This is a genomic window from Paracoccus sp. J56 (assembly GCF_019633685.1).
Taxonomy (GTDB): domain Bacteria; phylum Pseudomonadota; class Alphaproteobacteria; order Rhodobacterales; family Rhodobacteraceae; genus Paracoccus; species Paracoccus kondratievae.
Genome location: NZ_JAFL01000002.1, coordinates 197,272 through 219,510 on the forward strand (window position 1 = coordinate 197,272; position 22,239 = coordinate 219,510).

At 61.1% G+C, this 22,239-nt stretch carries 23 protein-coding genes and 1 pseudogene; all 24 read right to left on the minus strand.

Features of this window, described 5'->3' with window-relative positions; translation table 11 throughout:
• Positions 1-2 precede the first annotated feature (2 nt).
• A complete protein-coding gene (locus M511_RS02470) occupies positions 3-761 on the minus strand; it encodes a biotin--[acetyl-CoA-carboxylase] ligase (RefSeq protein WP_010392896.1) in 759 nt (252 codons plus the stop codon).
• Complete coding sequence (nuoN, locus tag M511_RS02475; RefSeq protein WP_010392897.1) at positions 754-2,238, minus strand: NADH-quinone oxidoreductase subunit NuoN; 1,485 nt, start codon at positions 2,236-2,238, stop codon at positions 754-756. Before nuoN ends, M511_RS02470 begins: the two co-directional genes overlap by 8 nt.
• 9 nt (positions 2,239-2,247) lie before the next feature.
• Positions 2,248-3,789 (minus strand): NADH-quinone oxidoreductase subunit M, encoded by a 1,542-nt coding sequence (locus M511_RS02480; RefSeq protein ID WP_010392899.1) that lies wholly within the window; start codon positions 3,787-3,789, stop codon positions 2,248-2,250.
• Position 3,790: 1 nt separating this feature from the next.
• On the minus strand, positions 3,791-5,893 hold the full coding sequence (gene nuoL / locus M511_RS02485; protein ID WP_085501276.1) for an NADH-quinone oxidoreductase subunit L: 2,103 nt from the start codon (positions 5,891-5,893) through the stop codon (positions 3,791-3,793).
• 6 nt (positions 5,894-5,899) lie between these two features.
• Entirely contained in the window at positions 5,900-6,205 is a 306-nt protein-coding gene (gene nuoK / locus M511_RS02490) for an NADH-quinone oxidoreductase subunit NuoK (RefSeq protein ID WP_010392916.1), read from the minus strand.
• Positions 6,206-6,301: 96 nt separating this feature from the next.
• Positions 6,302-6,904 (minus strand): NADH-quinone oxidoreductase subunit J, encoded by a 603-nt coding sequence (locus M511_RS02495; RefSeq protein ID WP_010392920.1) that lies wholly within the window; start codon positions 6,902-6,904, stop codon positions 6,302-6,304.
• Positions 6,901-7,305, minus strand: coding sequence for a carboxymuconolactone decarboxylase family protein (locus tag M511_RS02500; RefSeq protein ID WP_010392922.1), 405 nt, complete (start codon positions 7,303-7,305; stop codon positions 6,901-6,903). Before M511_RS02500 ends, M511_RS02495 begins: the two co-directional genes overlap by 4 nt.
• Positions 7,302-7,793 (minus strand): NADH-quinone oxidoreductase subunit NuoI, encoded by a 492-nt coding sequence (gene nuoI / locus M511_RS02505; RefSeq protein ID WP_010392924.1) that lies wholly within the window; start codon positions 7,791-7,793, stop codon positions 7,302-7,304. Before nuoI ends, M511_RS02500 begins: the two co-directional genes overlap by 4 nt.
• Positions 7,793-7,975: a hypothetical protein gene (locus M511_RS02510; protein ID WP_010392926.1), complete on the minus strand. Its 183-nt coding sequence runs from the start codon at positions 7,973-7,975 to the stop codon at positions 7,793-7,795. Before M511_RS02510 ends, nuoI begins: the two co-directional genes overlap by 1 nt.
• A 3-nt stretch (positions 7,976-7,978) precedes the next feature.
• Entirely contained in the window at positions 7,979-9,016 is a 1,038-nt protein-coding gene (nuoH, locus tag M511_RS02515) for an NADH-quinone oxidoreductase subunit NuoH (protein ID WP_010392929.1), read from the minus strand.
• Positions 9,017-9,034: 18 nt separating this feature from the next.
• The gene (locus tag M511_RS02520) at positions 9,035-9,808 is read right to left on the minus strand and encodes a hypothetical protein (RefSeq protein ID WP_010392930.1); all 774 of its coding nucleotides are present in this window, start codon (positions 9,806-9,808) and stop codon (positions 9,035-9,037) included.
• A gap of 4 nt (positions 9,809-9,812) precedes the next feature.
• Positions 9,813-11,831, minus strand: coding sequence for an NADH-quinone oxidoreductase subunit NuoG (gene nuoG, locus M511_RS02525; RefSeq protein ID WP_085501277.1), 2,019 nt, complete (start codon positions 11,829-11,831; stop codon positions 9,813-9,815).
• A gap of 109 nt (positions 11,832-11,940) precedes the next feature.
• Positions 11,941-12,390 (minus strand): hypothetical protein, encoded by a 450-nt coding sequence (locus M511_RS02530; protein WP_010392935.1) that lies wholly within the window; start codon positions 12,388-12,390, stop codon positions 11,941-11,943.
• A gap of 8 nt (positions 12,391-12,398) precedes the next feature.
• The gene (locus M511_RS02535; RefSeq protein WP_010392937.1) at positions 12,399-12,800 is read right to left on the minus strand and encodes a DUF5333 domain-containing protein; all 402 of its coding nucleotides are present in this window, start codon (positions 12,798-12,800) and stop codon (positions 12,399-12,401) included.
• Between the two features lie 169 nt (positions 12,801-12,969).
• Positions 12,970-14,265: an NADH-quinone oxidoreductase subunit NuoF gene (gene nuoF, locus M511_RS02540; RefSeq protein WP_010392940.1), complete on the minus strand. Its 1,296-nt coding sequence runs from the start codon at positions 14,263-14,265 to the stop codon at positions 12,970-12,972.
• 4 nt (positions 14,266-14,269) lie between these two features.
• Positions 14,270-14,533, minus strand: a complete 264-nt coding sequence (locus M511_RS02545) for a DUF5337 domain-containing protein (protein ID WP_085501278.1) — start codon at positions 14,531-14,533, stop codon at positions 14,270-14,272.
• Complete coding sequence (locus tag M511_RS02550) at positions 14,533-15,189, minus strand: hypothetical protein (RefSeq protein WP_085501279.1); 657 nt, start codon at positions 15,187-15,189, stop codon at positions 14,533-14,535. Before M511_RS02550 ends, M511_RS02545 begins: the two co-directional genes overlap by 1 nt.
• Positions 15,190-15,227: 38 nt before the next feature.
• Positions 15,228-15,935, minus strand: a pseudogene (gene nuoE / locus M511_RS02555) (NADH-quinone oxidoreductase subunit NuoE); the annotation flags it as partial.
• Positions 15,935-17,173 (minus strand): NADH-quinone oxidoreductase subunit D, encoded by a 1,239-nt coding sequence (locus tag M511_RS02560; RefSeq protein WP_010392947.1) that lies wholly within the window; start codon positions 17,171-17,173, stop codon positions 15,935-15,937. The gene M511_RS02560 and the pseudogene nuoE, both read right to left, overlap by 1 nt.
• Before the next feature lie 53 nt (positions 17,174-17,226).
• Positions 17,227-17,853: an NADH-quinone oxidoreductase subunit C gene (locus tag M511_RS02565; RefSeq protein WP_010392949.1), complete on the minus strand. Its 627-nt coding sequence runs from the start codon at positions 17,851-17,853 to the stop codon at positions 17,227-17,229.
• A gap of 3 nt (positions 17,854-17,856) precedes the next feature.
• Positions 17,857-18,390, minus strand: a complete 534-nt coding sequence (locus M511_RS02570; protein WP_010392952.1) for a NuoB/complex I 20 kDa subunit family protein — start codon at positions 18,388-18,390, stop codon at positions 17,857-17,859.
• A complete protein-coding gene (locus tag M511_RS02575; protein WP_010392956.1) occupies positions 18,381-18,746 on the minus strand; it encodes an NADH-quinone oxidoreductase subunit A in 366 nt (121 codons plus the stop codon). The genes M511_RS02570 and M511_RS02575 overlap by 10 nt, the downstream gene beginning before the upstream one ends.
• A gap of 179 nt (positions 18,747-18,925) precedes the next feature.
• Positions 18,926-19,297: a DUF4260 domain-containing protein gene (locus M511_RS02580; protein ID WP_010392959.1), complete on the minus strand. Its 372-nt coding sequence runs from the start codon at positions 19,295-19,297 to the stop codon at positions 18,926-18,928.
• Positions 19,294-22,152 carry an excinuclease ABC subunit UvrA gene (gene uvrA, locus M511_RS02585; protein ID WP_010392961.1) on the minus strand — a complete coding sequence of 953 codons (2,859 nt, stop codon included), beginning with the start codon at positions 22,150-22,152 and terminating at the stop codon, positions 19,294-19,296. Before uvrA ends, M511_RS02580 begins: the two co-directional genes overlap by 4 nt.
• Positions 22,153-22,239: the final 87 nt, after the last annotated feature.

Sequence of the window (22,239 nt, forward strand, 5' to 3'; positions counted from 1 at the left end):
GGCTAGCCTCTGAAATACACATCGGCGGCGGGAATAACCTGCCGCCCGTCAGAGCCGCGCAGGATCAGCGCGCCACTTTCGTCAATGCCTTCGAAGATACCGTGGCTTTCGTTGGTGCCAGCACGAGCGATGATCGGCTCACCCAGCCGGGCGGCGCGCGCAAGCCAGGCGTTGCGGATCGGCCCAAAGCCGTAGGTTTCAAGCTGATCCTGCCAACGCGCGAAAGCAGGGGCGAGCAGGTCCAGAAAATCCTCGGGCGCGACGGTATGGCCGGTCTCACCTTTGACCGAAACAGGCGGAACTGCCCCCGGCCCGACCAGATCCGCATCCGGAGCATCCGCCAGATTGACGCCGATCCCGACCGCAACAGCCTGTATGCCGGGACCGGATCCCGCGCTTTCCAAAAGAATGCCGGCGACCTTGCCACCGTTCAGCAACACGTCATTTGGCCATTTGATCGCCAGCCGCACTGAGGGGCCGCAGGCGTCACCAAGCGCATCATAAAGCGCCAGCGCCGCAACAAAGGACAGTTGTGCCGCGACCAGCGCCCCACCCCTGGGCCGGGTTACCAAGGTCGCGGCGAAATTCCCGGCGGGCATCACCCAGTCCCGGCCGCGACGACCACGGCCCGCGAATTGCTCGCGGGCCATCACCCAGGCTGGACCTGAGAGGCCGGGCGCCAGCCTCAGCGCCTCGGCATTGGTACTGTCGACGCGGGCCAGCACATGGCGGGCCACGCCTTCGGGCCAGGTATCACTCACCTTGCGCAGACTCGGCCGGCTGCTCGGCAGCGGCCACCGGACCTACCAGAGTCTCGGCGGCACGACCGGCAGCGGCATCGACACCGAACATGCTGACCGCGCCGACCAGCATCACCAGCGCCGGCACCATCAATGCCAGATATTGCACCGCGCCCATGCGGCTGGTGATGCCTTCACTCTCGGCACCAAAATACATGTAGTAAACGATGCGCAGATAGTAGAAGGCACCGATAACCGAGGCGATGACACCGGCGATGGCAAGCCAACCCATGCCCGCGTCGACCGCTGCGGTCAGCACGCCCAGCTTGGCAAAAAAGCCAAGGGTCGGCGGCACACCGGCAAGGCTGAACATCAGGACCAGCATCGCCAGCCCCTTGACCGGGTCGGTCCAGGCAAAACGGTTCAGCGCGGCAAGATCGGTCACCGGAACCCCGTCACGTTCCATCGACAGGATGAAAGCGAAAGTGCCGATGTTCATCACCGAATAGATGGTCATATAGAGCAGCATGCTCTGCACCCCGATCACGGTGCCGGACGCGAGCCCGACCAACGCAAAGCCCATATGGGTGATCGAAGAATAGGCCATCAGCCGTTTGATATTGGTCTGGCCGATCCCGGCGATCGAGCCAAGGAACATCGACATCACCGCCAGCGCCGCGATGATCTGGCTCCAGTCCGAGATGACATGACCGAAGGCGTCAAAGACCAGCCGGGCGATCAGCGCCATGGCGGCGACCTTGGGTGCGGTCGCAAAGAAGGCGGTCACCGGGGTCGGCGAGCCCTCATAGACATCCGGCGTCCACATGTGGAACGGCACGGCCGAAACCTTGAAGGCCAGACCGACCAGCATGAACACCAGCCCGAACAGCACGCCAAGCGACAGATGTCCGGCCGAGATGGTCGCAATGATGCCCTGGAACCCGGTGGTGCCGACAAAGCCGTAGATCAGCGAGGTGCCATAGAGCAGCAAGCCCGACGAAAGCGAGCCCAGAACAAAGTATTTCAGCCCCGCCTCGGACGAGCGAACCGAGTCGCGGCGCATGGCGGCAACGACGTAAAGCGCAAGCGATTGCAGCTCCAGCCCCATATAGAGCGTCAGCAGGTCACCGGCCGAGACCATGAACATCATCCCCAGCACCGCCAGAGCGACAATGATCGGGAACTCAAAGCGCAGCATATTACGGCGCTGCATGTAATCAGCACTCATCGCCAGCACGCAGGCAGCAGCAACCAGCGTCACCACCTTGGCAAAGCGCGAAAAGCCATCGTCGATGAACATGCCATGGAAGGCGGTGCCATCGGTGCGATTGCCAAGACCAACCATGGCCGCGACGATCAGAAAGGCCGCGACAGTCAGCCACAGCAGCGTCCGCGCCAGCCTGTCCTTGCCGAGATAGGCCCCGGCCATCAGGGCGGCAAGCGCGTAAACCGCCAGAACCACCTCGGGCAGAATGGTCGAGAAGTCGAGCGAGGTCATGTCTGCCCCCTAGTGGCTGGCCTGAACCGCGGCAACGGGTGCCGCTGGCTGGCTCTGGTTGTAGTCTTGAAGAAGCGCGGAGACGGCCGGACCGGTCACATCGGTAACGAGCCGCGGATAGACACCGAGGATCAGCGTCATCGCAATCAGCGGCACAAAGATCCAACGCTCGCGCGGGGTCATGTCGGTGATCGACTTCAGGCTTTCCTTGATCAGCTGGCCCAGCGTCACGCGGCGATAAAGCCACAGCGCATAAGCGGCCGAGAAGATCACGCCCGTGGTCGCGACCAGCGCCACCCAGGTATTGACGCGGAAAGTACCCATCAACGTCAGGAATTCACCCACGAAACCCGAGGTGCCGGGCAGGCCCACGTTCGCCATGGTAAAGAACATGAACACCGCCGCATAGGCCGGCATCCGGTTCACGAGGCCGCCGTAGGCGTCGATCTCACGCGTGTGCATGCGGTCGTAGATGACCCCGACGCAAAGGAACAGCGCGCCCGAGACAAAGCCGTGCGACAGCATCTGGAAGATCGCGCCGTCGACACCAACCTGATTGGCGGCAAATATCCCCAGGGTCACGTAACCCATATGCGCGACCGAGGAATAGGCGATGACCTTCTTCATGTCCGACTGCGCCAGCGCCACCAGCGACGTGTAGACGATGGCAATGGCGGACAGCCAGAACACATAGGGCTGGGCAACAGCACTGGCGACCGGGAACATGGGCAGGCTGAAGCGCAGAAAGCCGTAACCGCCCATCTTCAGCAGCACCGCGGCCAGCAGGACCGAACCGGCGGTCGGTGCCTGAACGTGCGCGTCAGGCAGCCAAGTATGAACCGGCCACATCGGCATCTTGACCGCAAAGCTGGCAAAGAATGCCAGGAACAGCAGCATTTGCGTGCCGCCGATTACGGTCATGCCAAGCAGGCGGAAATTCTCGGACGGGAATTCATACTGCAGCAGCGCGACGATATCGGTCGTGCCCGAGATGCGATACATCGCGATCATCGCCACCAGCATCAGCACCGAGCCAAGGAAGGTGTAGAGGAAGAACTTGAAGCTGGCGTAGATGCGATCCTTGCCGCCCCAGATCCCAATGATCAGGAACATCGGGATCAGACCCGCCTCGAAGAACAGGTAGAAGAGGATGAGGTCCAGCGCGGTAAATACGCCGATCATCAGCCCTTCAAGCACGAGGAAGGCGATCATGTATTCCTTGACCTTATCTCCGACGTTCCAGGTCGAAAGAATGGTCAGCGGCATCATAAAGGTGGTCAGCAGCACGAACAGCACCGAAATGCCGTCCACGCCCATCTTGTAGCGCAGCCCCATGATCCAGGGGTGATCCTCGACGAACTGGAAGCCCGTATTCGCAGGATCAAACCGGAACAGCACAAAGAGCGAGATCACAAAGGTCGCCGTCGTGGTCAGCAACGCCAGCCATTTGGCATTGCGCGCAGCAGCTTCGTCCTGACCCCGCAGGAACAGCGCCATGATGATGGCGGCAACAATCGGCAGGAAGGTGATGATAGAAAGAAGGTTCGTCATGTCAGTGCGCGCCCCGCATCATCACCCAGATCAGCAAGCCCACGATGCCCAGAACCATCGCGAAGGCGTAGTGGAACAGATAGCCCGATTGCACCCGGACCGCCGCACGGGTCAGCCGCGGGATCAAACCCAGGGCCAGGCCGTTGATCGTGCCGTCAATTACGGCGCCATCGCCACCCTTCCACAGCAGTCGGCCAAGCCATTTCGTCGGCCGGACAAAGATGAAGTCGTAGATCTCGTCGAAGTACCACTTGTTCAGCAGGAACTGATACAGCGCCGGTTGCTGGGCCGCCAGCCGCCGAGGCAGCGACGGATTGACGATGTAGAACATCCAGGCCGTGAACAGTCCGATCACCATGGCGATAAAGGGCGAAACCTTGACCCAGGCCGGGGCATTGTGCGCCTCATCCATGGTGTGGTTGTCAGGATGCATATAGATCGCACCACCAACCGGAGCTTCGATCGCAGCATGAGCGGTCTCGGCCGCAGCCTCACCCTCGGCAGCATCGGCGACAGCAGGCTCAGCCGGCGCTTCGGCGGTCGCGTGTTCCCCACCCACGCCTTCGGCCGTTTCATGCGAGCCGGCGATGTGGAAATACTCCGTCACCTTGTGATGGTCGCCAAAGAACGGACCATACCAGACCATACCGGCAAAGATCGCACCAATCGCCAGAACGCCCAGCGGAATGGTCATCACAGGCGGGCTTTCATGCGCATGGTCATGGGCATGATGATCGCCGCGCGGCTTGCCGTAGAAGGTCAGGAAGATCAGCCGCCAGCTGTAGAAGCTGGTGAAGCAGGCCGCGATGACCAGCATCCAGAAGGCATAGCTGCTGCCCGCCCAGGCGCTTTCGATGATCGCGTCCTTCGACAGGAAACCAGCAAAGCCGATATGGGTCAGCGGAATCCCGACGCCGGTGATGGCAAAGGTACCGATCATCATCGCCCAGAAGGTCAGCGGAATCTTTTTCCGCAGCCCGCCATAATTCCGCATATCCTGTTCATGGTGCATGGCGTGGATCACCGAACCGGCGCCAAGGAACAGCATCGCTTTGAAGAAGGCGTGGGTCAGCAGGTGGAACATCGCCGCCGAATAGACGCCGACACCGGCTGCCACGAACATATAACCCAGCTGCGAACAGGTCGAATAGGCGATGACGCGCTTGATGTCGTTCTGGACCAGACCGACGGTCGCAGCAAAGAAAGCCGTGGTCGCACCGATGATGACGATGAAGTTCTTCGCATCAGGCGCAAATTCGTAAAGCGGCGACATACGGCAGACAAGGAACACCCCGGCGGTCACCATGGTCGCAGCGTGAATCAGGGCCGAAACCGGGGTCGGACCTTCCATCGCGTCGGGCAGCCAGGTGTGCAGCAGCAGCTGTGCCGATTTCCCCATTGCGCCGATAAAGAGCAGGAAGCCCAGCAGGTTCGCCGCGTTCCAGTCACGCCACAGGAAATGCAGGCTGGTCTGCGCAAGTTCGGGCACCCGGGCAAAGATCGCATCGAACTGAACCGAGTCGGTCAGCCAATAGATGCCAAAGATCCCAAGCAGGAAGCCAAAGTCGCCGACACGGTTGACGATGAAAGCCTTCATCGCCGCCGCATTCGCGCTGGCCTTTTTATAGTAAAAGCCGATGAGCAGGTAGGAGGCGACGCCAACGCCCTCCCAGCCAAAGAACATCTGCAACAGGTTGTCGGCCGTCACCAGCATCAGCATGGCGAAGGTAAAGAAGGACAGATAGGCGAAGAAACGCGCTTTGTAATGCTCGTCATGCGTCCAGTTGTCGTCATGGGCCATATAGCCCAGCGAGTAGGTATGGACGAGCGCCGAAACCGTGGTCACCACGATCAGCATGATCGCGGTCAGCCGGTCGAGGCGGATGGCCCATTCGGCGTGGAAATCGCCGGTCACCACCCAGTCGAGCACCGGGATATGGCGTACCACCCCGTCAAACGACAGGAACAGGTACCAGCTGGCAAAGCAGACAAGGAACAGCAGCCCTGTGGTCAGGTATTGCGCGGCCTTTTCGCCGATCGCGCGCCAGCCAAGACCGGCGATCAGCGACCCGACGAGGGGCGCGAAGAGGACAAACTTTTCCATGACCGCTTATCCCTTCATCACGTTAACATCTTCCACCGCGATGGTGCCGCGGTTGCGGAAGAAGACGACCAGGATCGCCAGACCGATGGCAGCCTCGGCAGCGGCCACGGTCAGCACGAACATCGTAAAGACCTGACCAGCCAGGTCGCCCAGATGGGTCGAAAATGCGACAAAATTGATGTTTACCGCCAGAAGCATCAGCTCGATCGACATCAGGATGACGATGACGTTCTTTCGGTTCACAAAGATCCCGAAAATGCCGGTGACGAAAAGTATCGCCCCCACAACAAGATAATGAGTCAATCCGATCATCGTCCTGGTCCCTCCGGGTCGTTCACCCGTTGAATATCCGTTCGCTGTATGGGCCGCGCAGGCGGCCCGAATTGGCTAGGTGGCCCTAAGGGCGCTTCAGAGGCCCTGCCCCGGCTTCACATCCTTCAGCTCCAGTGTCTTGGCCGGGTCGCGCCACATCTGCTCAAGCACGTTCTGACGCTTGACGTCCTTGCGGTGACGCATGGTCAGCACGATCGCCCCGATCATCGCGACCAGCAGCACCAGACCGGCAAGCTGGAACATCAGCACATAGCGGTCATAGATCACGAGGCCCAGCCCATAGGTGTTCTGAACCGTCGGGTCCACAGGCGCAGCGCGCAGCGCCTCGGCGCTTTCCGAAGGCACCCAGCCCGAAAACGCAATGCCCAGCTGCGCCAAAAGCACGACGCCGATCACCAGTGCAAGCGGCAGATAACGCGCCAGCTCGCCCTTGAGCGCGGCAAAGTCGATATCGAGCATCATCACCACGAACAGGAACAGCACCGCCACCGCGCCGACATAGACGACGACCAGCAGCATGGCCACGAATTCCGCGCCTTGCAGCACAAAGAGGCCCGCCGAAGCAAGGAAAGCAAGGATAAGCCACAACACCGAATGCACCGGGTTACGGCCGATCACCACCATGAAGCCCGCAACGCAGACACTGATGGCGAACAGGTAGAAAGCGAAGGTCATCATTCCTCGTCCTCCTCGGCATAGACGCTCTGGGCAACTTCAAGCGCCTTCTGCATCGCAGGCAGCCCGCCGAACATGCTCATCTGAAAGATCGTCTCGGCGATCTCGCGTTTCGTGGCACCGGCCGCAAGCGCCTGACGGATGGTCATGCGCAGCTGCGGCTCGGCCAGCGCACCCTGAACGGTGATCGCGCCTATGGTGAGAAGCAGGCGCGTCTTGGCGTCCAGCCCCTCGCGGTTGAAAGTCTTGCCGAACCACATTTCCAGCATGTCGGCAGGAATCGTCGGCACCAGCTTTTCAAGGCTGCGCATGTCGAGATGTTCAAGCGCAGGATTGATGGCGCGCGCCATCTCCTGGCCCGAAGCCATCATCTGCGCGAAAAGCCGGGCGAAAGCGTCGGTCATCTGTAGGGCGCATCCAGTTGCAGGTTGCGGGCGATTTCGGCCTCCCAGCGTTCACCGTTCGCAAGCAGCTTTTGCTTGTCGTAGAACAGCTCTTCGCGGGTCTCGGTCGCGTATTCGAAGTTCGGCCCCTCGACGATGGCATCAACCGGGCAAGCCTCCTGGCAAAAGCCGCAGTAGATGCATTTGGTCATGTCGATGTCATAGCGCGTGGTGCGGCGCGAACCATCTTCACGCGGCTCGGCATCAATGGTGATGGCCTGCGCCGGGCAGATCGCTTCGCACAGTTTGCAGGCGATGCAGCGCTCTTCACCGTTCGGGTAGCGACGCAGCGCGTGCTCGCCCCGGAAACGCGGTGACAGCGGGCCCTTTTCGTGGGGATAGTTCAGCGTCGGCTTGGGCGAAACAAAGTAACGCATCCCAAGGCCAAAGCCTTTGATGAAATCCCACATGAGGAAATATTTGGTGGCACGGGCGAAATCAAAGGCCATCAGAACTGCTCCCCTTCTCTGGGAGCCGCGAAACGGTCGAACGCGGCGACATATTCCCGGACACGGGCACTGCTTTTCGCCTGCTCTGCACTGTCCAGATTGTTGGCGAGGAAATGTGCCAGTTCCACCTTGTCGGTCTCACTGGCTTTGGCGAATGCCTCGGCTAGCTTGTTGGCATACATGGCCTACCCTCCGACCGTGAAGCGGGCCCAGAAACCGCCCAGAACTTCATAGCGCGACAGGATCGCCACCAGCACCACCCAGCCCAGCGACAGGGGCAGGAACACCTTCCAGCCGATCCGCATCAGCTGGTCATAGCGGTACCGGGGCACGATCGCCTTGACCATGGCGAACATGTAGAACCAGAACCACATCTTGATGACCATCCACCACCAGCCGTCGGCGATAAAGGGCACCGGCGACAGCCAGCCGCCAAAGAACAACAGCGAAAGCAGCGCGCACATCAGATACATGGCGATGTATTCACCGGCCATGAACAGCAGGTAGGGCGTCGACGAATATTCGGTCATGAAGCCCGCGACCAGCTCCGATTCCGCCTCGACGAGGTCGAAGGGCGGGCGGTTGCATTCGGCAAGTGCGCTGACAAAGAACAGCACGACCATCGGCAGGTGCGGCAGCCAGTACCAGTTCAGCAGACCGTAGTCACCGCGCTGTGCCTCAACGATGGCAGTCAGGTTCATCGAGCCGGTCGAAATGATAACGCCGATGATGATCAGACCCAGCGACACCTCATACGAGATCATCTGTGCCGCAGACCGCAGCGAAGCAAGGAACGGGTATTTCGAGTTCGAGGCCCAGCCGCCCATGATAACGCCATAAACCTCAAGCGAGGAGGCGGCAAAGATGAACAGGATGCCGACGTTGATATTCGCCATCACCCAGCCATCATCGAACGGGATGACGACAAAGGCAAACAGCGCCAGCATCATCGACAGAAACGGCGCCAGGAAATAGACGAACTTGTCGGCACCGGCCGGGACGACGATTTCCTTGAAGACATATTTCATCGCGTCGGCAAAGGTCTGCAACAGACCCCAGGGGCCAACGACGTTCGGGCCGCGGCGCATCTGAACAGCCGCCCAGATCTTGCGGTCGCCATAGACCATGAAGATCAGCGAACCCATGACAAAGGCGATGACCGCCAGACCCTGCAAGAGCAGGCTGAGTGCGAAACCGTAGGGCGAGGCCCAGAATTCAGCCATGATCTTTCGTCCCTCTCATCACGCCGCGGGAATGCCGCGTGCCTTGCATTCCTGCAAGGTCTCTTTCGTTGTCATCACCGTCAGGCCCATCGGTTTTTTCTCGGAAAGGGTGAACACCGAGCCGACGACCATCTTGCCGTTGCGCTTGTCCCGGAGCGTGCGAATGTGGCGGGCATAGAGCGTCCCTTTCGCCTCGGCCCAGCTGGCCAGCGCGCATGTGGCATAGGCGAAGGCGGTGCCGCCGTCCACCCCGGGGCGAAGGTTTGCGGTCACTTCGACCAGACTGTCTTCACCCTTGCGCCCGTTTCCAAGCGTTGCGACCTGCGCACCCTGATAATCCTTGGGATCAGCCTCGAATGTCGCAGGCAGATTCAGCCGCAGCGGACGGGTCCGCGCAGCAAAATCGGCCAGTGCCTTTTCCTGCGCCGTCGGTTCGCGCGGCTTGACCGGCCCCATATCCGGCAGACCAGACAGGTCCAGCTCCAGGTTTGCATTCAGCGCCAGAAGATCGGCCTCGCTCACAGCAAAGGCGTTACGCCCCTCGGGGCTGTCCAGTGCCATCTCAGTCACTGACCCGTCAGGTTCGAGAATCAGGATCTCTCCCGATTTGGTCGAGATCCGGCCCCGGGTCAGGACCTTTTTGTTGGGCGATCCCGCATCGCTTTGCAGCACAGCCACGCCCAGTTCGGGCGGCTTGGGCTGCGGACGCGCGGCACCCTTATCCTCGCTGCAGGCCGCCAGCAGGCCAAGCGCGCCGATACCGATGAGCAGCAATGCAAGGCGGGGTCGCATCGCGTTACTCCGCCGCCAGAGCCGGAGCCCTGCGGGCCGCGGCCATTGCCGAAAGCTCGCCCATCAACGGCGACGAACGCGCGATCGGGTTGGTCAGATAAAAGTCCTTGATCGCATAGCGGAAGCTTGCCTGCCCCAGATCAAAGCGATCAAGCGGCTGCCATTCGTTCTGCGGCACCTGATCGATCTGGGCAAGATGCGGCACGGCCTCGATCAGCTTGCGACGCAGGCCGGCAAGACTGTCCCAAGGCTGGGTCTTGCCCAGTTCAGCCGAAAGTGCCCGCAGGATCGCCCAGTTCTCTTTGCCCTCACCCGGCGCAAAATTGGCGCGCATCGCCAGTTGCGGCCGGCCTTCGGTGTTTACGAACAGGCCGTTTTCCTCGGTATAGCAGGCGCCGGGCAGAATGATATCGGCGCGATGCGCGCCACGATCACCATGACTGCCCTGATAGATCACGAAAGGACCGGGGGCGATATCGACCTCATCCGCACCGAGGTTATAGATCACCTCGGCCCCCTCAATGGCGGCGATCAGCCCGCCCTCGGTCACCGCACCGACATCCATGGCGCCAACGCGGCTTGCCGCCGTATGCAGCACCAGAAGCCTGCAGTCGCCTTGCTCGCAGATGCGCATGGCATGGGCCAGCACAGCCTCTCCATCGGCTTCGCGCAGGGCACCCTGCCCGACGATGACGATACCCGGGGTGCCATCCTTGTTCGACAGATCCTCGTCCTGCAGCTTGGCCAGCGCGGCGCGATCATTGCCAAAGTGATGGTATTCATAGGTCAGATCGACCGGCTCGCCGATCAGCGCGATCTGAGCGCCCTGCGTCCACGCCTTGCGGATGCGGGCGTTCAGGACCGGAGCCTCTTCGCGCGGGTTGGTGCCGATCAGCAGAATGCGCTTGGCGCAGTCGATATCCCCGATCCGCGCCGTGCCGACATAGGCTGAACGATTGCCGATCGGCAGGCGCGCGCCGTCAGTGCGGCATTCCACCTGACCGCCCAGCCCCTCGACCAGTTGCTTAAGGCTGAAGGCCGCCTCGACCGGGACCAGATCGCCGATCAGGCCCGTCACCTTGCGGCCCTGCATGGCACGCGCAGCAGCCTCAAGCGCCTCGGGCCAGCTTGCCGGACGCAGCCGGCCGTTTTCGCGGATATAGGGCTTGTCGAGACGCTGGCGGCGCAGACCGTCCCAGACGAAACGGGTCTTGTCGCTGATCCACTCCTCGTTCACGCCATCATGGTTGCGTGGCAGGATGCGCATCACTTCGCGGCCCTTGGTATCAACGCGGATGTTTGACCCCAGCGCGTCCATGACGTCGATCGATTCAGTCTTGGTCAGTTCCCACGGACGGGCAGTAAAGGCATAGGGCTTGCTTACCAGCGCACCGACAGGGCAAAGGTCGATGATATTGCCCTGCATGTTCGATTCCAGCGTCTGGTTCAGATAGCTGGTGATCTCGGAATCCTCACCACGACCGGTCTGACCCATCTGGGTGATGCCCGCGACCTCGGTGGTAAAGCGCACGCAGCGGGTGCAGCTGATACAGCGTGTCATATGGGTTTCAACCAGCGGACCAAGGTTCAGGTCCTCGCTGGCGCGTTTTGGCTCGCGATAGCGGCTGAAGTCGATCCCATAGGCCATCGCCTGATCCTGCAGGTCGCATTCGCCACCCTGGTCGCAGATCGGACAGTCAAGCGGGTGGTTGATGAGCAGGAACTCCATCACCCCCTCGCGCGCCTTCTTGACCATGGGCGAGTTGGTGCGGATCTCGGACGGCGCGCCGTCGGGACCGGGACGCAGGTCCTTGACCTGCATCGCGCAAGAGGCGGCGGGCTTGGGCGGGCCGCCCACGACCTCGACAAGGCACATGCGGCAGTTGCCGGCGATCGACAACCGCTCATGATAGCAGAAACGCGGCACCTCGACTCCGGCCAGTTCACAGGCCTGGATCAGGGTCATGTTGGGATCGACCTCGATAATCTTGTCGTCGATCTTGATCTTGCGAAGATCCGCCATCTTGTCTTCCCTTATCCCTCGCGACGGGAAACCATGCCGGACCGATCTCCGTCAGGTTCCATGCGATGCAATTGCTGGCCGAAGGCTGGCCTGGTTGTCCTGAGCGCCGTCATTCCCGTACCTTTACGAAGGCCCCGGAATAGATCGTCGGCACCAATCTGTCCTGTTCGCCATCACGCTCGACCATGACGCTTGCAGCATCGCCCCCGGTCTGCAGCATCACCGTCGCCCATACGGCGCCAGCGGCGTTATAGCTTACCTTGCGGTTAACATCGGTCGTATAGCGGCTGCCATCCGGGCGCCAGCACTGGATCTGTGCATCCGAGGCATTGCCGGTGATGCGCAAAAGCGGCGCGCCCGTGACGCTGCGGCTGACCTTGGTCCGCACACCCGGTCCGGTCGCATCGCATCTGATATCGGCCGGCGCAAAAACCGAAAACTTCAGATAGAACTTCTCGGCCGTCGGGGCGAAAGGCTGCGACGGCTCGCCTGCAAAGGCATCAGCCGCGATCATCGCCGCCGCTGCCGCCGCCATCAGGGTCAGACCTATGCGGTTCATCCAGCTCATCATTTCGCCACCAAAAGGCTGCCAATAATGGTATTACGTGCGATCTCTTGCCGACCGATGCGGCAATAGGTTTCAGGCTCGCTCTTCTTTGCGCCATTCCGGGTCAGATAGTCATCGGCAATGGCGTAGATGCGCCTCTTATCCTCTTTGCTGTCCAGAAAGGCGTCGATCTGAGCGCGTGAGTAACCCTTTTTCTCGGCATAGCGCTTAAGCTTGCGCGCCTCGCCATAGGCATAAAGGATGCGACCGTCGATGCTGGGACAGGTCCGGCGGATACGGTCGGCAATCCGTGCCGCAATTAGGCGGTCGTTGATGTATTTTTCCTGGCTCAGCGGTTCAAGCGCCACGGCAGGGCTCGACAGCATCGCGGCAATCAATGCAACGGGCAGGATTTTTTTCATGGCAGCAGCCTCCTCGTTATGACCTACAGCCATAACATGGGACCGGCGGAAAGATTTGCCAGTTTGGGTTGAAACCCGCGTGATCGCATGGGCCAGCAACCCGCACATGCGCCGCCGTTCCCCCAGGGGGGCCGGCTTTGTCATGAGGTGCGGAGCCCGGAACATGCGCTTACTCTGCCGCCATCGCGCCCATGCGGCCGGTACGCCTGGCCTTGATACGATCCTCGATCTCTTCGCGGAAGTTGCGGATAAGACCCTGGATCGGCCAGGCGGCAGCGTCGCCAAGCGCGCAGATGGTGTGGCCTTCGACCTGTTTGGTCACGTCGAAAAGCATGTCGATCTCTTCGATCTCTGCCTCGCCGCGAACCAGACGCTCCATCACCCGCATCATCCACCCGGTGCCTTCGCGGCAGGGGGTGCACTGGCCGCAGCTTTCGTGCTTGAAGAACTTGGACAGACGCCAGATCGCCTTAACCACATCGGTGGACTGATCCATGACGATCATGCAGGCCGTGCCAAAGGACGAGCGCAGCTCACGCATGCCATCATAGTCCATGATCGCGTTTTCGCATTGCTCGGCGGTCAGCACCGGGCAAGAAGCGCCGCCGGGGATCACCGCCTTGAGGTTTTTCCACCCGCCACGCACGCCGCCGCCATGCTTTTCGATCAGCTCACGCATCGGGATCGACATGGCCTCTTCGACCACGCAGGGCGCGTTGATATGGCCGGTCAGACCGAACAGCTTGACCCCGGCGTTGTTCGGACGGCCAAAGCCCGCAAACCACTCGGGCCCGCGACGCAGGATGGTCGGCACCACCGCGATGGATTCGACGTTGTTCACCGTGGTCGGGCAACCGTAAAGCCCCGCCCCTGCAGGGAACGGCGGCTTCATGCGCGGCATGCCCTTTTTGCCTTCCAGCGATTCAAGCAGCGCGGTTTCCTCACCACAGATATAGGCACCGGCGCCGTGATGCAGGAACAGGTCGAAATCCCAGCCCGAACCAGCGGCGTTACGGCCCAGCAGACCCGCATCATAGCATTCGTCGATCGCAGCCTGCAGCGCCTCGCGTTCGCGGATGAACTCGCCCCGGATGTAGATATAGGCGGTATTCGCACCCATGGCGAAGCTCGCGATCAGCGCACCCTCGATCAGCGTGTGCGGATCGTGGCGCATGATTTCGCGGTCCTTACAGGTCGCCGGTTCGGATTCATCGGCGTTGATGACCAGATAAGAGGGACGGCCGTCCGACTCTTTGGGCATAAAGGACCATTTCATCCCGGTCGGGAAGCCCGCGCCGCCGCGACCGCGCAGACCCGAGGCCTTGACCTCATCAATGATCTTGTCACGCCCGCGGGCGATGATGGCGGCGGTGCCGTCCCAGCAGCCGCGCTTTTTCGCGCCGGCAAGGCTGCGGTCGCCCATGCCATAGATATTCGTAAAGATCCGGTCCTGATCGTTCAGCATCGTCTCATCCTTGTCCCTGCGAGGACGCATTGCGCCGCCGCCAGATCCGCCAGGTCACCAAAAGCGACCAGATCAAGGCCCCAATCGCCACAAGATCGGCGAGAAAGGCGTATTTCGCGGGCCAGTCCCTCTGACCGCCCAACCATTGCACCCCCAGCCACAGCACCATGGTCACGGCGATCACCACCGCGACCAGACGCATCTGCCGGGCATCCGCCGCAGCGGCACCGGGCCCCTGCGACGTCTGATGTCCTGTTTGGCGCGCCATCAACTGGCCTCGCCCTTATCGACGCGGCGAGAGTGTTCGGTCTCACCCCCCGCCGCCAAAAGTCGCGCCTGACCAACCCAGTCGTCAGCCTCGATCCGCCCGCCCATACGGCCCAGCCGCTCGGCATATCCGGCAATCCGGGCCTTGTCCCAACCGGCGATCTGCTCATAGCGGGTCACGCCATTGGCGTTCAGCCAGTCCGAAAGTTTGGGCCCGATACCCTTGATCCGACGCAGATCATCGCGGCGCTCGTCACCCGGGATCACCGTTGCTGTCGATTCATTGACAGGGTCAAGCACTTGCTCCGAAATCCCCTGCCCCGGCAAGGCACCGGCGACGATTGGTATCTGCGCGCCGGTATCATCGCACTCTGGGCCAAGTGAGCCACTGACGACCAGCCTTTCCGGCTGACTGTCTGCGGCGGCGCGCTGCCAATCGGTGCCGGTCATTCCCTGGCGGCCATCCTCAAACAGTTCGGGCCGGTCGTGACAAACCAGCCAGACCATCAGCGCACCGAACAGAGCAAAGGTCACGAGACCAAGGAACAGACCGGCGAACCAGTGCAGCTCACCAAGGCCCGAGGTGAACAACAGCACCACGACCCCGGTGATTGCCGCCGAGATCCAGCAGTTCCTGTTGCACTCTGCCCGTTCCATCGTGACCCGACTGCTCCTCTTTCCTTTCAGGCGTCGTTGCGCGCGGCAAGCCAAGGCGTCGAGAGCGGAACCTCGGTCCCGTCGATGCGCTTGATCGTTTCGCCCAGCTGGACCGCACGCGCGACGCTGCCGTTATAAGCCTCGCCGCCCTTCAGATCGGCAAGCGCCACCGGACCGCCCAGAGGTTCGGCCGAGAAGCGGCCGTTCTGCGGCCCCGGTACCGGCACCTCGCCAGCCGCGATACGGTCGATCAGTTCGGCCAGTTTCTCTGCCGTCAGATCCTCGTAGAAATCCTTGCCGATCTGAGCCATGGGCGCGTTTGTGCAGGCGCCAAGGCATTCGACCTCTTCCCATGAGAAACGGCCATCGGCGGAAAGCGTGTGCGGCTCGGCCGCAATCTTTTCCTTGCAGACCCGGATCAGATCCTCGGCCCCGCAGATCATGCAGGTGGTGGTGCCACAAACCTGAATATGGGCAACCGAACCAACCGGTTGCAGCTGAAACATAAAGTAGAAGGTCGCGACCTCAAGCGCCCGGATATAGGGCATGCCCAGCAGGTCGGCGCAATATTCGATGGCCGGACGGCTTAGCCAACCTTCTTGCTCTTGCGCGCGCCACAGGACCGGGATGATCGCCGATTGCTGGCGACCTTCCGGGTATTTGGTCATCTGGGCACGGGCCCATTCGAGGTTCGCAGGCGTGAACTCGAACGAGTCAGGCTGGATGGGGGACAGACGGCGCAGCATCAGCGGTCAACCTCTCCGAAAACGATGTCGAGCGTGGCGATGATCGCCGGAACGTCGGCCAGCATATGGCCGCGCGCCATCCAGTCGATCGACTGCAGATGCGCGAAACCGGGCGCGCGCAGTTTGGCTCGCCACGGCTTGTTGGTGCCGTCGGCCACCAGATAGACGCCGAATTCACCCTTGGGCGCCTCGACCGAGGCGTAGACCTCGCCCGCCGGGACACGGAAGCCCTCGGTGTAAAGCTTAAAGTGGTGGATCAGAGCTTCCATGTCGCGTTTCATGTCGGCGCGTTTCGGTGGGGTCAGCTTGCCACGGGCAAGAACGTCCCCAACCGGCTCAGCACGCAGCTTTTGCACTGCCTGCTTCATGATTTTGCACGATTCGCGCATCTCGGCCATGCGGCACAGATAGCGATCATAGCAGTCGCCGTTCTTGCCAACCGGGATCTGGAAGTCGAACTCGTCGTAGCATTCATAGGGCTGCGCGCGCCGCAGGTCCCATGCAAGGCCCGAGCCGCGCACCATGACACCGGTGTAGCCCCAGTTCAGCGCGTCCTCTTCGGTCACGATGCCGATATCGACAAGGCGCTGTTTGAAAATCCGGTTCTCGGTCAGCAGGGTGTCGAGGTCATCGACCAGCTTCGGGAAACGCTCGCACCATTCTTCGATATCATCGAGCAGATCGGGCGGCAGATCCTGATGCACTCCGCCCGGCCGGAAATAGGCCGCGTGCAGGCGTGCGCCGCAGGCGCGTTCGTAAAAGACCATCAGCTCTTCACGCGCCTCGAACCCCCACAGCGGAGGGGTCAGCGCGCCGACGTCCATTGCGCCGGTGGTGATGCCCATCAGGTGGTTCAGAATCCGACCGATTTCCGAGTAAAGCACCCGGATCAGGCTTGCACGGCGCGGAATCGCCGTGCCGGTCAGCCGCTCGATCGCCAGACACCAGGCATGCTCCTGATTCATCGGCGCAACATAGTCTAGCCGGTCCAGATAGGGCAGGTTCTGCAGATAGGTGCGGCTCTCCATCAGCTTTTCGGTGCCGCGATGCAGCAAGCCGATATGCGGGTCGGCACGCTCGACGACCTCGCCGTCCAGCTCCAGCACCATGCGCAGCACGCCGTGGGCGGCCGGGTGCTGCGGACCGAAGTTGATGTTGAAGTTGCGAATGCTCTGTTCGCCGGTCAGGGCGTCCACCGAGCCGTCGTCATAGCTGTTCTTGCGGATGTCGCCGTCCATGGTCAGCCCTCAAATCCGATGCGGAGCGCGCAGCCCCTGCTGCGCGACTGCGGTCACTTCTTTGCCTCCGGCGCCTTCTCGTCACCCGGAAGCACGTATTTCGCGCCTTCCCACGGAGACAGGAAGTCGAACTGGCGGTATTCCTGAACCAGATTCACCGGCTCATAGACCACGCGCTTTTCAAGATCGTTCCAGCGCACCTCGACATAGCCGGTGGTGGGGAAGTCCTTGCGCAGCGGATAGCCACGAAAGCCGTAGTCGGTCACGATCCGGCGCAGGTCGGGATGGCCCGAGAACAGGATGCCGAACAGGTCAAAGACCTCGCGCTCATACCAGCCGGCGCCGGGGAAAACCCCGGTCAGGCTCGGGACCAGCTCATCCTCGCGCACCTGAACTTTCACCCGAATGCGCTGGTTCTGATACATCGACAGCAGGTGGTAGACCACGTCGAAACGCGCCGGACGTGCCGGGTTGTCGACCGCAGTAATGTCGATCAGCGTTGAAAAGCGGCAGTTCGGATCGTTGCGCAGAAATTCGATCAGCCCGAGCACGCCCGACAGCGTCGCATTCACTGTCAGTTCGCCAAACGCAATCTCAGTCGAGATCACGTCGCTTTCGCGGCGCAGCGAGATATGCTCGGCCAGTTCCTGCAGCGTTTCGTCAGAGATGGTTTGAGACATGGCTCACCTCACCAGCGTGCCGGTACGCCGGATGCGGCGCTGAAGTTGCAGGATGCCGTAAAGCAGCGCTTCGGCGGTCGGAGGGCAGCCCGGAACATAGATGTCCACCGGCACGATACGGTCGCAGCCGCGCACCACCGAATAGGAATAATGGTAATAGCCACCGCCATTGGCACAGCTGCCCATCGAAATGACATAGCGCGGCTCGGGCATCTGGTCATAAACCTTGCGCAGAGCCGGGGCCATCTTGTTGGTCAGGGTACCCGCGACGATCATCAGGTCCGACTGGCGCGGCGAAGCCCGCGGCGCGGTCCCGAACCGTTCAAGGTCATAGCGCGGCATCGAGGTCTGCATCATCTCGACTGCACAGCAGGCCAGACCAAAAGTCATCCAGTGCAGCGAGCCGTTGCGGGCCCAGTTGATGATGTCCTCGGTCGTGGTCAGCAGGAAGCCCTTGTCCTGCAGCTCGCGGTTCAGCTCGGCCGTGGCGAATTCACGATCGACGCCGGCCGTATTGGCTCCGGTCATCACGCCCATTCCAGCGCCCCTTTCTTCCATTCATAGGCAAAGCCCACGGTCAGAACGCCCAGGAAAAGCATCATACCCCAGAAGGCCACATCCGACAGGCTGGCAAAGCTGACCGCCCACGGGAACAGGAAGGCCACTTCGAGGTCAAAGATGATGAACAGGATCGACACCAGATAAAAGCGGACGTCGAACTTCATCCGCGCGTCGTCAAAGGCGTTGAAACCGCATTCATAGGCGCTGACCTTTTCCGGGTCCGGATTGCGCACGGCGATGATCGCGGCAGCCAGAATCAGGACAATGGCAAGAGCCGAGGCCATTCCCAGAAAAACCAGGATGGGCAGATATTCTTGCAGCAGATATTCCACTGGATTGGGCTCCCTTTCACTCGCAGGAACCCGACTGGCGCCCCGCGATGGGTTTGGCTAGGGTCCGTTTATCCCCGGTCGCGGATATGGTCAACGGTAGGACCCCGCTTCACACCGGCTTTACGGCCCGCGCATGGCAGCAAAAACGCGAAATGCGTCAAAAGATACTATAAGGTGTTTTACTCAACTTTTCGGCCGATCTGGCCGAGATGAGTGTTGCGAAAGCCTAAAGGCTCTTTCAGCCCATACCCCAGCGCCCGATCCAGTCCGATATGGGCAAGCCACAGACCGCCCCCTGCAATCAGCCCCGTCGATCCCAGCGCCACGCCCAGAACCATCATAAGAAAGGCCAGGGCATATAGGTGACCCAGGTTGTACAGCACGGCCCCGGCCCGCGGCCCGGCCAGATAGCCCACCATGCTGAGATCAGGCGCAAACAGCACCGCCAGCCAGATCAGCCAGCCCCAACCCGGAGCGGCCTGAGCCGCGATCAGCAACCCGGCAAGAGCCAACCCCGCGCCTTCGACACGCTGCCAGAGGATGGCGCTCATTCCGCAGCGCGGCTGCGCGCCGCCTCAAGCATCGGGGCCAGATAGCGGCCAGTGTGGCTTTCAGGAACCTCTGCCACCTCTTCCGGAGTCCCGGTGGCGACAATGCGTCCGCCGCCATCGCCACCCTCGGGCCCGATATCAATGATCCAGTCGGCGGTCTTGATCACATCAAGGTTATGTTCGATCACCACCACCGTATTTCCCTGATCAACCAAGGAGTGCAGCACTTCCAGCAGCTTGCGCACGTCCTCGAAATGCAGGCCCGTCGTCGGCTCGTCGAGGATATAAAGCGTCTTTCCGGTGGCACGCCGCGACAGCTCTTTGGACAGTTTGACCCGCTGCGCTTCGCCGCCCGACAGGGTCGTCGCCTGCTGGCCGACTTTGATATAGCCCAGCCCCACCTCAACCAGCGCATCCATCTTTTCGCGAATCGAGGGAACGGCCTTGAAAAACTCCTGCGCGTCCTCAACAGTCATGTCGAGCACATCGGCGATGGATTTGCCTTTGAAGGTCACCTCCAGTGTCTCGCGATTGTAGCGCTTGCCTTTGCAGGTTTCGCAGGTGACATAGACGTCGGGCAAAAAGTGCATCTCGATCTTGATAACCCCATCGCCCTGGCAGGCCTCACAGCGACCACCCTTGACGTTAAAGCTGAACCGGCCGGGCTTGTAGCCACGCGCCTTGGCCTCGGGCAGACCGGCGAACCAGTCGCGGATCGGGGTAAAGGCGCCCGTATAGGTCGCGGGATTCGAACGCGGCGTGCGTCCGATCGGGCGCTGGTCGATGTCGATCACCTTGTCCAGCTGCTCCAGCCCCTTGATCGTCTCGCAGGGAGCGGGGGTCTGGCGTGCGCCATTCAGTCGCAGGCTCGCAGTTTTGAACAGCGTCTCGATAGTCAGGGTTGATTTGCCGCCACCCGAAACGCCGGTCACGCAGACAAACTTTCCAAGCGGGAACTCGGCAGTCACATTCTTGAGATTGTTGCCGCTGGCACCGACCACGGTAATCGCCTTGCCATTGCCCTTGCGGCGCTCAGCCGGGACCTCGATCCGGCGGGCACCGGACAGATATTGCCCGGTCAGGCTTGAGGGATCGGATGCAATCTCGGCCGGAGTGCCCTTGGCGACAACCTGTCCGCCATGCACCCCTGCCCCCGGGCCAATGTCAAAGACATAATCGGCATGGCGAATCGCATCCTCGTCATGTTCGACCACCAGCACCGAGTTGCCCTGATCGCGCAGCCCCTTCAGCGTCGCGAGCAACCGGTCATTGTCACGCTGGTGCAGGCCGATTGACGGCTCATCAAGCACGTAAAGCACGCCCGTCAGCCCTGAGCCGATCTGACTGGCCAACCGGATGCGCTGGCTTTCGCCACCCGACAACGTCCCAGCAGCGCGCGAGAGCGTCAGGTAATCAAGCCCGACATTGACCAGAAAACCCAAACGCTCACGAATTTCCTTGAGAATGGCTGCAGCAATCTCGTTTTTCTGCCTGGTAAGGTGGTTGGGGGCTTCTTCCACCCAGGCCAGCGCCTCTTTGATCGACAGCTCGGTGACTTTGCCGATGTGGCTGCCGGCGATCTTGACGGCCAGCGCCTCGGGCTTCAGCCGATAGCCGTTACAGGAACCGCAGGGACGGTTGTTCTGATATTTCTCAAACTCTTCGCGCACCCAGGACGAGTCGCTTTCGCGCAGCCGACGTTCCATATTCGGGATTACGCCCTCAAACCGGCGCGTTACTTCATAAACACGGCCGGAATCGTCAAAACGGAAGGGGATCTCATCCGTGCCAGAACCGTACAGGAACATCCGCCGCACATCCTCGGGCAGATCTTTCCAGGCAGTTTTCTTGTCGAACCCGTAAAATTTGGCCAGCGCATTGATAGTCTGGGTCAGATAGGCCGATTTCGACTTGGCCCAAGGTGCAACTGCCCCCTGCGCAACCGAAAGCGCCGAATCGGGAACAATCAGCCGCTCGTCAAAAAACAGCTCTACCCCCAGCCCATCACAGACCGGGCACGCCCCGAAAGGCGCGTTGAACGAGAAAAGCCGCGGCTCAATTTCAGGGATGGTAAAGCCGCTGACCGGGCAGGCGAAGTTCTCGCTGAAGGTAATCCGCTCCGGCTCCCCCTCCGCCGGGGCTGTTTCAAGCACGGCAATGCCGTCCGCAAGATCCAGCGCGGTACGAAAACTGTCGGCAAGCCGGGTCTCCATCCCCTCGCGCACGACGACGCGGTCAACCACCACATCAATATTATGGCGAAATTTCTTGTCCAGCACCGGCGGCTCGTCCAGCTCGTAAAACTGGCCGTTCACCTTTACGCGCTGAAAGCCCTGTTTGCGCAGCTCAAGAAACTCTTTCTTATACTCACCCTTACGATCTCGGACGATGGGCGCCAACAGATAGGCACGCATACCCTCGGGCATCTCCATCACCCGGTCCACCATATCCTGAACCTGCTGCGCCTCGATCGGCAGGCCGGTCGCGGGACTGTAAGGCGTGCCAGCGCGGGCAAAGAGCAGCCGCAGATAGTCATAGATCTCGGTCACCGTGCCGACGGTCGAGCGCGGGTTTTTCGAGGTGGTCTTTTGCTCGATCGAAATCGCCGGAGACAGGCCCGAAATATGGTCCACGTCCGGCTTGCCCATCATGTCGAGGAATTGCCGAGCATAGGCAGACAGGCTTTCGACATAACGCCTCTGCCCCTCGGCATAGATGGTATCAAAGGCGAGCGACGATTTACCCGAACCCGACAACCCGGTGATCACCACCAGCCTGTCGCGCGGAATGTCCATATCCACGTTCTTCAGATTATGTTCGCGCGCGCCGCGAACCTCGATGAACTTTTGTTCCATCGCGCCAGTCCTGATTCCGCCAAGTGCATCAGATAGGCATCCGGGCCGAAATGGCAACCACAAATGGAACAAACCGTGAATATTTTC